Below are 12,594 nucleotides of genomic sequence, written 5' to 3' on the forward strand. Positions count from 1 at the left end.
AGGTACTTTTCAGAATCTAATCAAGCCCTCACCCCAACGCCTTCCTCAACGCAGCCACCGCATCCGCATGCGCCCGCGCCACGTCGCGAACAAACCCGCCCATCTTGAAGAACTCGTGAATCATCCCTTCATACCGCATGAGTTCCACCGATACGCCCTGCGCTGAAAGCTTCTCCGCGTAAGCGATATCTTCATCGTAAAGCGGATCATGATCCGCGGCCGCGATCCACATCGGCGCCACGCCACGATAATCCGGCTGCCCGCCCGCCGCATCCAGCGGCGCAAAACGCCAGTCGTCCCGGTCGCGTTCATCGCGCACGTACTGCTCGAAGAACCATTGAATCGTCTCTGCGCTCAGCAAGTACCCTTCGGCAAGCCGCGCATGCGATTCGCTTTTCTGCCACGCGCTCGTCCCCGGATAAATCAGCATCTGCAATTGCAAGGCGATGCCTGCATCGCGCGCCAGCACCGAGCACACCGTCGCGAGCGTGCCGCCCGCGCTGTCTCCACCAATCGCGATGCGAGCCGGATCGATCCCCAACGTGGACGCCTCGCGCGCGAGCCATTGCAAGGCGTCGAAGGCATCGTTCACGGCGACCGGAAACTTGTGTTCGGGCGCAAGCCGGTAATCGACCGATACCACCGCGCAGCCCGCGTCGTGCGCGAACTTGCGGCACAGCGCGTCGTGCGTCTCGATGCTTCCCACCGTAAAGCCGCCGCCATGCAAATACATGAGCGCGCCAAGCGGCTCCGCCCAATTCGGCTCGATCGGATAATACGCACGCACACGAATGGACCCGCCATCGCGCATAGGAACGGGAAGATCTTCGACACGCGCCATTGGCAACGGCGCGACATCGAGAATGGGCGCGCTCATCGCATAGGCGGCGCGCGCTTCTTGCGGCGTGACCGTGTGATAAGGCGCGCGCCTCGCGCGTGCGACCATCTGCAAGACTTGCGCGACCTGGGGATTGAGCTGCATTGTCATGCCGATGCCGAGGTCAACGCGACTTGAGCGACATGGGATCGCTCGGATCGCGCAGCTGCGCGATGTCGTCCAGCCGCAGCTGAACCGAAGGCATGATGTTCGGATGCGTGACCACATAAAAACGATTCGCGCGGATAGCGTCGAAGGTCAGTTCGGCGACATCCCGCGCCGATAGCTTGCCGTGCTCCACCGCCTTTGCCAGTTGCCGCGCCGCGAGCTTCTGCGACGCCGTCATCTCTTCGTCGTTGACGAGCGCGCCGGGCCGCGCGCGTTCGGAATCGGCGATACCGGTCGGCACGAACGCCGGACACAACAAGGACACGCCGACCGACGCGTGCGCGAGCCGCAGATCGTGATAAAGCGTTTCGGTCATGGCCACGACCGCATGCTTCGACGCGTTATAGACGCCCATTGCGGGCGCGGCGAGCAGCCCCGCGACCGAAGCCGTGTTGACGATATGCGCCGGTTCGTTCTGGGCCAGCATGATCGGCGTGAACGCGCGAATGCCGTTGGCAACGCCCATCACGTTGACGCCGAAGACCCATTGCCAGTCGTTCGCGCTGCTCTCCCAGATGAAGCCGCCGGCGCCCACGCCCGCGTTGTTGAAGAGCAGATGCGCGCCGCCGAAGGCATCGAGCGTGGCGCGAGCGAGTGCATCGACGTCCGCGGCATTCGAGACGTCCGTTCGCACGCCGCGCACCTCGGCGCCTCGTTCGCGCAGCGATGTTACGGTGGCATCGAGCGCGGTGGCGTCGATATCGGCGAGTACGAGCTTCATGCCGAGCGCCGCGCCCTTTAGCGCAAACTCGCGGCCGAAGCCGCTCGCCGCGCCGGTGATCACGGCGACTTTTCCTTCGAAGCGGTCCAAGCGGGCTCCTTTCTCGCGTGGTGTGGTACTCGGCGCGTCAGATGAGTTTGACGAGCTGCTTGCCGAAGTTCTTTCCGCGCAAAAGACCGAGGAACGCTTCGGGCGCATTTTCCAGTCCCTGCGCAATGGTCTCGCGGTAGATCAGCTTCTTGGTCGCGACGCGTTCGCCGAGTTCCTTCAACGCTTGCGGCCACAATTCCATGTGCTCGCTCACGATGAAACCCTGCAGCTTCAGACGCTGCGTGAGCAGAATGCGCGGCGCCTGCAGCGGCAATGGCTTGCCGTCGTAGCCCGAGATCATGCCGCACAACGCAATGCGCCCGTGTGCGTTCATGCGCGGCAGCACGGCATCGAGCACTTCGCCGCCGACGTTTTCGAAATAGCCGTCGATGTCATCCGGCGCCGCGGCTTTCAGCTCGTCGTACAAATGGCCCGCCTTGTAGTCGATGCATGCGTCGAAGCCCAGCGTTTCGACGACATAGCGGCACTTCTCGGCGCCGCCCGCAATGCCGATCACGCGGCAGCCCGCAGCCTTCGCCAGTTGCCCGACCACGCTGCCGACCGCGCCGCTTGCCGCGCTCACGGCGACCGTATCGCCAGCCTTCGGTTCGATGATGCGATTCAGGCCATACCAGGCCGTCACGCCCGGCATGCCGACCGGACCGAGATACGCGGACAGCGGAACGTGCGTGGTATCGACGGCATAAAGACCCGTGCCGTCCGATGTCCCGTATTCCTGCCAGCCGTACATGCCGACCACGTTGTCGCCGACCTTGAACTTCGGATTGCGCGACTCGACCACTTCACCGACCGTGCCGCCGATCATCACTTCGTTCAAAGCCTGCGGCGCGGCGTATGACTTGGCATCGCTCATGCGCCCGCGCATGTACGGATCGAGCGACAGATAGTGATTGCGCACGCGCAGCTCGCCTTCCCGTAGCGGCGCAAGCGGTGTTTCGACGAGCCTGAAATTGTCGGTCGATGCCTCGCCTTCCGGTCGCGATACCAGCAATACCTGGCGATTCTTCTGAGCGTCTGCCATTGCGAATCCTCCTGTTCGGAATGAATCAAGCGTCGCTCGGTCCCGGCGTGGCCTTGGGATCGGAACGCATTTTCTGTTTCACGATATCGCGGCCCACTGCGAGCCTGCGCATGTATTTGAACGTGCCTAGCGCCTTGGCGACGAAATGCCCTTCGCTGTCGCGCACTTCGCCTTCGCAATACGCCATGGTGGTGGAGCGATGCAGCACGCGCCCGATGCCGCGCAATTCACCGCGTCCCGGCTGCATGAAGTTCACCTTCATCTCGACGGTAACGACGCCGATGCCATTGCCCGCGAGACTGCGCGCGGCGAGTGCCAGCGCGGAATCGAGCAAGGTCATGGTGACGCCGCCGTGCGCGATGCCCCACGTGTTCAAATGCGCATCTTCGAGCGCGAGCCGCACTTCCGCTTCGCCGTCGGCGGCCTTGACCAATTCCACGCCGAGCGAGTCGATGAACGGGCTTTCGATGGCGACGTCATGTGGCTTGTCGGTCATGGTCGTCACACTTCGTAGTCGACGCATTGACGGTCTTCGCGCACCGCGGCAATGAAGTCTTTCAGCGCCACGTGCTTCGGATGCACCTGATAGGCAACGAGCGCCGCTTTGTCGTCGAAGTCGGAGACGAGCACGACATCGTAAGTGCAGTCGAAACCCGGTTGCGCCGTACCGACCTCGAAGTGTCCCTGCCCCTTAACGATGCTGCGGCAGGTTTCGAGCTTCTCCTTGAGCTTCTGCGCATTCTCCGCGCGGCTCGCGCCTTCCGCCGACTCCTTCAGCTTCCACATGACGATGTGACGTAACACGGCAACTCCTGGTCAAGAAAACGATGAAGGCAGAAGCGTAGCAAAGATTCGACGGTAGCTTCGGAGGCTCACGCGAGCAAATAATCGGAGCGTATGCGTTCGACACCCGCGTCGCGCATTTCGCGCCACGCTCGATCCAGCGAGCCGTCGAGATCGATCGCGCGGCACGCGTCTTCTATCACGCTCACTTCGAAGCCCGCGCGACGCGCATCCAACGCGGACCACGCAACGCAATAATCCGTCGCCAGCCCCGCGACCCATACGCGCTTCGCACCGACGTCGCGCAGATAGCCTGCAAGACCCGTGGGTGTCACGCGATCCGCCTCGAGAAACGCGGAGTAGCTGTCGACATGTTCGTGATGCCCCTTGCGGATCACGAGCCGCGCGTGCGGTAATTGCAGGCCGCGATGTAGCGCCGCGCCCTCGGTGCCCTGCACGCAATGCACCGGCCACAGCACCTGTTCGCCGTAAGGCATTGTCATCATGTCGAAGGGCGCGCGTCCTTCGTGATTCGCCGCGAACGAGACATGCGAGCGCGGATGCCAGTCCTGCGTCAGAACGACATGCGAGAACGCGCGCGCCAGGCGGTTGATGACGGGCACCACCTCATCGCCTTCCTTCACGGCGAGCGCGCCGCCGGGCATGAAATCGTACTGCACGTCCACGACGAGTAAAACGTCTTCTACGGGTTTCATCATGCTCATCTTCAAGGGTTGAACCGGCCGTTGACCGCCGCGAGTTGCGTCACGCGGGCGGCGGGCTGCCATGCGTCGCCGTTGGGCTGTTGCGCGTAGCGGCGCATGGCGCGTTCCACGGCGGCAAGGCCGATGGTGTCGGCGTAGAACATCGGGCCGCCGCGCCAGAGCGGGAAACCGTAACCCGTCAAATAGACCATGTCGATATCCGAGGCCTTCGAAGCGATGCCCTCTTCGAGAATACGCGCGCCTTCGTTGACGAGCGCGAGCATGAGCCGCTCGACGATTTCATCGTCCGCGATACGCCGTCTTTCGATGCCTGCTTCCTTCGAATACGCGACGATCATGTCGTCGACCGCTTGTGATGGCAGCGCATCGCGCTTGCCTGGCTCGTAGTCGTACCATCCCGCGCCGGTCTTTTGTCCGAAGCGGCCCGCTTCGCACAGCCGATCCGCGATTTTCGAATAGCGCAACTCCGGCTGCTCGACATAACGGCGCTTGCGAATGGCCCAGCCGATGTCGTTGCCCGCAAGATCGCTCATGCGAAACGGCCCCATGGCGAAGCCGAAATTTTCGATTGCGCGATCGATCTGCGCGGGCAGCGCGCCTTCCTCCAGCATGAAAAGCGCCTGCCGCAAGTACTGTTCGACCATGCGGTTGCCGATGAAGCCATCGCATACGCCCGAGACCACGGCCGTCTTCCTGATCTTCCGCGCGAGTTGCATGACGGAGGCGAGCACGTCCTTGTCCGTTTTTGCGCCGCGCACCACTTCGAGCAGCTTCATCACGTTGGCGGGACTGAAGAAGTGCGTGCCGATGACATCGCCCGGACGTTTCGTGAACGCGGCGATTTTGTCGAGATCGAGCGTCGATGTGTTCGATGCGAGAATCGCGCCGGGCTTCGCGACTTCATCGAGGCGGCGGAAGACTTGTTCCTTCACGCCCAGGTCTTCGAATACCGCTTCGATGATCAAGTCCGCGTGCGCGAGGTCTGCATAATCGAGCGTCGGTTGAATGAGGGCCATGCGTTCATCGACCTCGTCTTGCGTGAGCTTGCCCTTCTTCACTTGCGCTTCGTAATTGCGGCGCACGTTCGCCAAACCCCGGTCGAGTGCGTCCTGTTTCGTTTCGAGCAACACGACGGAAAATCGCGCGTTGATGAAGTTCATGGCGATGCCGCCACCCATCGTGCCCGCGCCGATCACGCCGATGCGCTCGATCTTTCTGACGGGCGTGTTCGACGGCACATCCGCGATCTTGGACGCCGCGCGTTCGGCGAAGAACGCGTGCCGCAGCGCGCGGCTTTCCGGTGTCTGCACGAGCGCGAGAAAGCATTCGCGCTCGAAGGCGAGCCCGCGTTCGAAGCCTTCTTTCAGGCCTTTTTCGATGGCATCGATGCACTTGTGCGGTGCCGGAAAATGCTTCGCCGTCGCGATGGCGTTCGCGCGCGCGGCCTGGACGATTCGATCGGCATCCGTGTGTTCGATGGGGCGTTCGCGCACTTGCGGGTGCTTGCTGTCACGCTTGGCGACGTGCTGAGCGAAACGCACGGCGCCATCGAGCAAGTCGCCTTCGATCATTTGGTCGAAGAGCGCGGTATTCGCGAGTCGTTCGGATGATACCGGCGTCCCTGACACGATCATGCCAAGTGCCCTTTCGACGCCAACCACGCGCGGCAGCCGTTGCGTGCCGCCCGCGCCGGGCAGGAGGCCGAGCTTCACTTCGGGCAGCGCGATCTGCGCGCCGGGCGACGCCACGCGGTAATGCGCGCCGAGCGCGAGTTCGAGGCCGCCGCCCATCGCCACGGCGTGAATCGCCGCGATCACCGGCTTCGCGCTGCCCTCGATTGCTTCGATGACCGTCTTGAGCGTCGGTTCTTGCGTCGCCTTCGGCGTATTGAATTCGGTGATGTCCGCGCCGCCCGAAAACGCCTTGCCGGCGCCGATCACGACGATGGCGCGCACGTTGTCTTCGTCACGCGCGCGCTCGATGCCTTCCACGATGCCAAGCCGTGTCGCGTGCCCGAGGCCGTTCACCGGCGGGTTGTCGAGTGTGATGACGGCGACGCCGTCGTGGATCGTGAAGTGCACAGCCATGAAGATGTCTCCCGTTCGCGCGTCTTTGGCGAGGTTATTGTGAGTGATCGACGCAGAATACACAAAGGAGAACGATCGTTCAAATGCGCGTCGTCCGGCGAATGAAAACGCCCCGGATCGACCGGGGCGCGAGGTCAGCCGGAAGCGCTGGTATCAAGATGTCTTCTCACCCTTCTCCGGCAGCACATGCTCACGATACAACGCGCGCAGCCGCACCTTCTGCAGCTTGCCCGTCGCCGTATGCGGCAACTCGTCGGCGAACACGACATCGTCCGGAATCCACCACTTCGCGACCTTGCCCTCGAAATGCGCGAGCAAATCCTCACGCGTGATGGTCGCGCCCGGACGCAGCACGGCGACGATCATCGGCCGCTCCGTCCACTTCGGATGCGAGCACGCAATGCACGCCGCCTCCGCCACCTGCGGATGCGACACCGCGATGTTCTCCAGATCGATCGAACTGATCCACTCGCCGCCCGACTTGATCACGTCCTTGCTGCGATCGGTGATGTTCATGAAGCCATCGGCGTCGATGGTCGCGACATCGCCCGTCGGGAACCAGCCGTCGATGAGCGGCGACTCGTCGCGCCGGAAATAGCGGTCGATGACCCACGGTCCGCGCACGTGCAGATCGCCGAACGACTGGCCGTCCCAAGGCAGTTCGTGGCCGTCGTCGCCGACCACTTTCATATCGACGCCAAAGAGCGCGCGCCCCTGCTTTTCGAGCGAGATGCGCTGTTCCTCGGCCGAACGCTGCTTCTGCCGGAAACTCAGCCGCGCGAGCGTGCCGAGCGGCGACATCTCCGTCATGCCCCACGCATGAATCACCTGCACGCCGTAGTCTTCCTCGAAGGTCTTCAGCATGGCGGGCGGACACGCCGAGCCGCCGATCACCGTGCGCTTCAACGTCGAAAAGCGCAAATCGTTCTGCTTCATGTAGGCGAGGAGCGCCAGCCATACGGTCGGCACGCCCGCCGAATAGGTGACGCCTTCCGCTTCCATCAACTCGTAGAGCGACTTGCCGTCGAGGTCCTTGCCGGGGAACACCAGCTTCGCGCCGACGAGCGGCCCCGCATGCGGAATGCCCCACGCGTTGACGTGGAACATCGGCACGACGGGCAGGATGGAATCGCTCGATGAAGCGCCCATCGCATCGGGCAAGGCCGCGCCATAAGCATGCAGCACCGTCGAGCGATGCGAATACAGCGCGCCCTTCGGATTGCCCGTCGTTCCCGACGTGTAGCAAAGAAACGATGCCTGACGTTCATCGAGCATCGGCCATTCGTAGACGCCATCCTGTTCGCCGACGAGACTTTCGTAGCTCATCACCGGCACGCTCAGGTTCGAAAGATGCTGCTCGATGCAGGCGGCATCGCCGAGTGCGATCCAGCCTTTCACGTTCGGACACTGCGGCGCGATCATCTCGACGAGCGGCGCGAAGGTCATGTCGAACAAGACGTACGAATCGTCCGCATGATCGATGATGAACGCGACCTGATCCGGAAAGAGACGCGGATTGATGGTGTGGCACACGGCGCCCATGCCCGCCACGCCGTAATAGCACTCCAGATGCCGGTAGCCGTTCCAGGCCAGCGTGCCGATGCGCTCGCCCTGCTCCACGCCGAGCGCGATCAAGGCCTGCGCGAGTTGCTTCGCGCGCTTCTCGCAATCGCGGTACGTGTAGCGATGGATATCGCCTTCGATACGCCGCGACACGATTTCCGTATCGCCGAAGTGGCGCGAGGCATGGGACAACAGGGACGACGCGAGCAACGGTATTTCCATCATCTGGCCGTAAAGCGGCGACGTCATGGGTGATTTCCTCGGTGAGTCGGTTGGCGAGTCCGGGCTCGAGTCATTGGGTCGGTCATTGGCTTTGCGCCGCCCGATGCCCGGCCGGGTGCGGCCCTGCAGGCCCGCGGGCGCGGATTTACAATATCGTTTAACCAAAAGGCGCTCAATATGTCGTTTTCCCCAAGCAATGCCGTGCGTGCAGCGTCCGGCGAGAAGGCTTCCGGCGCTGATTCCATGGACGCCATCGCCGCCGCGATCAAGGTTGGCCAGCCCGGCTCGTTCGCGGCGCTCGGGGCCGCGTTCCTCACGCGCCTTCCCGCCACGCCGGTGCCCGATCCTTATCTCGTCGCGATCTCGCGCGAAACGGCGGACATGCTCGGCATCGATCCGGATGTCGCGGAAGGCAGCGAGCAAAAGCGCTTTGCCGAATACTTCGCCGGCAATCCCACGCGCGAATGGCCCGCCGGCGACCTGCCTTACGCAGCGGTCTATTCGGGGCATCAGTTCGGCGTATGGGCAGGTCAATTGGGCGATGGCCGCGCACTTACACTCGGCGAGATCGAGCCAGACGCTGATCGGGACCATGACGGCACACGCTTCGAACTTCAGCTGAAGGGCGCGGGCCGCACACCGTATTCCCGCATGGGCGATGGCCGCGCCGTGTTGCGTTCGTCGATCCGCGAATTCCTGTGCTCCGAAGCCATGCACCATCTGGGCATTCCCACGACGCGCGCGCTCGCCATCGTCGGCTCCGATATGCCGGTGCGGCGTGAGAGCATCGAAACAGCGGCGATCGTTACGCGCGTCGCGCCGAGCTTCGTGCGCTTCGGGCATTTCGAACACTTCTATTCGAACGACCGCGTCGACGATCTCAAAGCGCTTGCCGATCACGTGATTGAGCGCTTCTATCCGCATTGCCGCGATGCCGACGATCCCTACCTCGCGCTCCTCGACGAAGCCGTGCGCAGCACCGCCGATCTGATGGCGGAGTGGCAAGCCGTCGGCTTCTGTCACGGCGTGATGAACACCGACAACATGTCCATTCTCGGTCTCACGATCGACTACGGCCCGTTCGGTTTCATGGATGGCTTCAACGCGCATCACATTTGCAACCACACGGACACGCAAGGGCGCTATTCGTACAGCCGTCAGCCGCAGGTCGGCTATTGGAACCTGTTTTGTCTGGCGCAGGCGCTGGTTCCGCTCGTCGGCGCGAACCTGCCGGAAGAAGGCCATGCGCAACGCGTGGTCGAGGAAGCACAGAAGGTTCTCGAACGCTACAAGGCGCGCTTCGGCCCTGTGTTCGAAGCGAAGATGCGCGCCAAGCTCGGCCTCGAAATCGCGCGCGAAGGCGATGACAAACTCGCCAACGGTCTCCTCGAAATCATGCACGCGAACCGCGCGGACTTCACGCTCACGTTCCGGAACTTGTCGAAGCTCGTGAAATCCGATACCTCGAACGATTCGCCCGTGCGCGACCTCTTTCTCGACCGTGCCGCTTTCGACGCGTGGGCGGTGCAGTATCGCGAACGTCTCGCGCACGAAACGCGCGACGATACGAATCGCGCGGCCGCGATGAATCGCGTGAATCCGAAGTACGTGCTGCGTAATCACCTGGCCGAACAGGCGATTCGCCAGGCGAGCGAAAAGGATTACACCGAAGTGGCGCGGCTTCTCGACGTGCTGCGCCGTCCCTACGACGAACAACCCGAATACGAAGCGTACGCCGGCCTGCCACCCGACTGGGCGAGCGATCTGGAAGTGAGTTGTTCTTCTTAGGATCGCCCCAAAATAGCTGGCCTGATCCGTTTTTCCGACTTTCGGCCGATAAAAGGAATGATATGAGCAGAGACGACACCATCGACAACACTGGCGCCACGGCGTATCCGCTGCAAAAGGACGATGCGGCGTATCGCAGCGAACTCAACGACATGCAGTATCAGGTCACGCGCCACGCGGCGACCGAGCGCCCGTTCTCCGGCGAATACTGGGACCACTTCGAGCGCGGCGTGTATGACTGCGTGTGTTGCGGCACGCCGCTTTTCGAATCCGCGACCAAGTTCGACGCGGGCTGCGGCTGGCCCAGCTACTTCAAGCCGATCAACGGCGAAGTGATCGAAGAGAAGACCGACCGCTCGCACGGCATGCTGCGCATCGAAGTGCAGTGCAAGAACTGCGGCGCGCATCTCGGTCACGTCTTCGAAGACGGCCCGGCGCCCACCGGTTTGCGGTATTGCATCAACTCGGCTGCGCTACAATTCGAATCCAAGTAAGCGCGGGCGGGTTGTGGCGGGCTAATCAATAAGCCCGTGCATAATTTTCTGCCGCATGGAACGCCCGCTTCTCGAGAGCGGGCGTTCGTTTCGCGCGCCGCAGCCTGCTCGCTGCCCACCTCATCGCCACGCCAATGAAATTTCTGTTCGATCTGTTTCCGATCATCCTGTTTTTTGTCGCATTCAAGATCTGGGGCATCTATACGGCAACTGCCGTAGCCATCGCGGCGACGCTCGTGCAGATTGCGTGGGTGGCGTTCCGCCATCGCAAGGTCGATCCAATGCTGTGGGTGAGTCTCGGCGTGGTCGTGGTGTTTGGCGGCGCGACGCTCGTGCTGCACAACGATACCTTCATCAAATGGAAGCCCACCGCGCTTTACTGGCTCTTCGCCGTGGCGCTGATCGTCGCGCAACTCGGCTTCAAAAAGAACCTCATTGAAGCGATGATGGGCAAGCAGATCGTCCTGCCGCATCGCGTGTGGGGACAATTGAACGTGGCGTGGGCGGTGTTTTTCGCGCTGCTCGGTATCGTCAATCTCGTGGTGGCGTTTCACTTCACCACGGACCAATGGGTCAACTTCAAACTCTTCGGCGCGACGGGGTGTCTCGTGGCGTTTATCGTCGCGCAAAGCTTCTGGCTCGCCAAATACATGAAGGAGGATGGTCAATGAACGCTTCCTTCGATTTTCCGAACGCGAGCGCGGCCGACAAGATCGCGCATCTCGAAGCGCGCCTCGAAGCGGCGCTCGAACCGCAAACCGTGCATATCGAAGACGACAGCGCGGCGCATGCCGGGCATGCCGGCGCGGCTTCGGGCAGTCATTACACGGTCACGGTCATCGCCGAATGCTTCGCGGGCCGCGCGCGAGTGGCGCGGCATCGACTGGTGTATGATGCGCTGGCCGCGGAAATGCAGCATGGCGTGCACGCGCTGGCCATCCGGGCTTATACGCCGCAAGAGTTCGCAGAACAATTCGAATAGACTCCGCGCGGGCTTTGGCGCCTGATTGCCGCGCTTTTGCCTCGCCTCTCCCGCGTGTCGATTCACTCAGCTTCTTCCAGATCAACCTCTCAATCAAGCGCCTTTCGAGGTCGCTCGTTGCTCAGTTAGGAACCTCCGATGACTTTGAAAAAAACCCGCGTCTGGGTCTTGCTGGCTGCGTTCGCCGCGGCTCCCGCGTTTGCGCAGAACATCGCCGTCGTCAATGGCACGCCGATTCCCACGTCGCGCGCCGATGCGCTCGTGAAGCAACTCGTCCAGCAGGGTCAGCAGGATTCGCCGCAATTGCAACAGGCGGTGCGCGAGGAACTCATCAACCGCGAAATCCTGATGCAGGAAGCATCGCGCGAAGGCCTGCCCATGCGTCCCGACGTGAAGGCGCAGATCGCGGTCGCGCAACAGACGGTCGTGCTGCGCGCGATGATCGAAGACTTCGTCAAGAAGAACACGCCGACCGACGCCGAGATCCAGGCGCGCTACGAGCAACTCGTGAAGCAGACGGGCGGCGGCAAGGAACTGCATCTGCATCACATCCTGGTAGAAAGCGAAGCGCAGGCGAAGGACTTGATCGCGAAGATCAAGGGCGGCGCGAGCTTCGAGGATTTGGCGAAGCAATACTCGAAGGACCCGGGATCGGGCAAGAACGGCGGCGATCTGGACTGGTCCGCGCCGCAAGCCTACGTGCCGGAATTCGGCGCCGCCGCCGAGAAGCTCAAGAAGGGTGAAGTAACGCCGCAGCCGGTGAAGACGCAATTCGGCTGGCACATCATCCGTCTGGACGATACCCGCGACGTCGCCCCGCCGCCGCTGGAACAAGTGAAAGCGCAGATCGCGCAGCAGATTCAGCAAGAGAAGCTGCAGGCGTTCGAGGAAGGGTTGCGGAAGAAGGCAGTGGTGAAGTAAGAGCGCTGATCGCCCTTCGTCGCTGTCGGACAAAGCCGCCTTCGGGCGGCTTTGTCGTTTTCGGTGCGTGTCTGCAATCGGCAAAAAAACACCCCGAAAAACCACTTCGGGGTGCTCTCATCCCACCGATA

Annotated in this window: 13 protein-coding genes; 5 read left to right on the forward strand and 8 right to left on the reverse strand. The window is 62.4% G+C overall.

From position 1 onward, the window contains the following. Nucleotides 1–28 precede the first annotated feature (28 nt). From NCR40_RS06345 to NCR40_RS06380, 8 genes are all read right to left on the reverse strand, one after another. Nucleotides 29–982: an alpha/beta hydrolase gene (locus NCR40_RS06345; RefSeq protein WP_250509021.1), complete on the reverse strand. Its 954-nt coding sequence runs from the start codon at nt 980–982 to the stop codon at nt 29–31. 19 nt (nt 983–1,001) lie between these two features. After that, a complete protein-coding gene (locus tag NCR40_RS06350; protein WP_250509022.1) occupies nt 1,002–1,856 on the reverse strand; it encodes an SDR family oxidoreductase in 855 nt (284 codons plus the stop codon). A 37-nt stretch (nt 1,857–1,893) separates the two neighbouring features. Further along, complete coding sequence (locus tag NCR40_RS06355) at nt 1,894–2,898, reverse strand: NADP-dependent oxidoreductase (protein WP_250509023.1); 1,005 nt, start codon at nt 2,896–2,898, stop codon at nt 1,894–1,896. Nucleotides 2,899–2,923: 25 nt separating this feature from the next. Then, nucleotides 2,924–3,394 (reverse strand): PaaI family thioesterase, encoded by a 471-nt coding sequence (locus NCR40_RS06360; protein ID WP_244827907.1) that lies wholly within the window; start codon nt 3,392–3,394, stop codon nt 2,924–2,926. 5 nt (nt 3,395–3,399) lie between these two features. Then, nucleotides 3,400–3,702 (reverse strand): Dabb family protein, encoded by a 303-nt coding sequence (locus NCR40_RS06365; RefSeq protein WP_244827908.1) that lies wholly within the window; start codon nt 3,700–3,702, stop codon nt 3,400–3,402. 68 nt (nt 3,703–3,770) lie between these two features. Beyond that, nucleotides 3,771–4,397 carry a bifunctional nicotinamidase/pyrazinamidase gene (gene pncA, locus NCR40_RS06370; RefSeq protein ID WP_250509136.1) on the reverse strand — a complete coding sequence of 209 codons (627 nt, stop codon included), beginning with the start codon at nt 4,395–4,397 and terminating at the stop codon, nt 3,771–3,773. Between the two features lie 11 nt (nt 4,398–4,408). Then, complete coding sequence (locus tag NCR40_RS06375; protein ID WP_250509024.1) at nt 4,409–6,493, reverse strand: 3-hydroxyacyl-CoA dehydrogenase NAD-binding domain-containing protein; 2,085 nt, start codon at nt 6,491–6,493, stop codon at nt 4,409–4,411. A 153-nt stretch (nt 6,494–6,646) separates the two neighbouring features. Further along, nucleotides 6,647–8,305, reverse strand: coding sequence for a 3-(methylthio)propionyl-CoA ligase (locus NCR40_RS06380; protein WP_250464839.1), 1,659 nt, complete (start codon nt 8,303–8,305; stop codon nt 6,647–6,649). A 150-nt stretch (nt 8,306–8,455) separates the two neighbouring features. Between NCR40_RS06380 and NCR40_RS06385 the strand changes: the two genes are divergently transcribed. The 5 genes from NCR40_RS06385 (at nt 8,456) to NCR40_RS06405 (ending at nt 12,463) form a co-directional block, all read left to right on the forward strand. Then, the gene (locus tag NCR40_RS06385) at nt 8,456–10,066 is read left to right on the forward strand and encodes a protein adenylyltransferase SelO (RefSeq protein WP_502800970.1); all 1,611 of its coding nucleotides are present in this window, start codon (nt 8,456–8,458) and stop codon (nt 10,064–10,066) included. A 62-nt stretch (nt 10,067–10,128) separates the two neighbouring features. Beyond that, nucleotides 10,129–10,560 (forward strand): peptide-methionine (R)-S-oxide reductase MsrB, encoded by a 432-nt coding sequence (gene msrB, locus NCR40_RS06390; RefSeq protein WP_250464837.1) that lies wholly within the window; start codon nt 10,129–10,131, stop codon nt 10,558–10,560. 134 nt (nt 10,561–10,694) lie between these two features. Then, a complete protein-coding gene (locus tag NCR40_RS06395) occupies nt 10,695–11,231 on the forward strand; it encodes a septation protein A (RefSeq protein ID WP_244827912.1) in 537 nt (178 codons plus the stop codon). Continuing rightward, a complete protein-coding gene (locus NCR40_RS06400; RefSeq protein WP_244827913.1) occupies nt 11,228–11,542 on the forward strand; it encodes a BolA family protein in 315 nt (104 codons plus the stop codon). Before NCR40_RS06395 ends, NCR40_RS06400 begins: the two co-directional genes overlap by 4 nt. Before the next feature lie 138 nt (nt 11,543–11,680). After that, nucleotides 11,681–12,463 carry a peptidylprolyl isomerase gene (locus NCR40_RS06405; RefSeq protein ID WP_244827914.1) on the forward strand — a complete coding sequence of 261 codons (783 nt, stop codon included), beginning with the start codon at nt 11,681–11,683 and terminating at the stop codon, nt 12,461–12,463. Nucleotides 12,464–12,594 lie beyond the last annotated feature (131 nt).

The organism is Caballeronia sp. GACF4, from assembly GCF_023631025.1.
Taxonomy (GTDB): Bacteria; Pseudomonadota; Gammaproteobacteria; order Burkholderiales; family Burkholderiaceae; genus Caballeronia.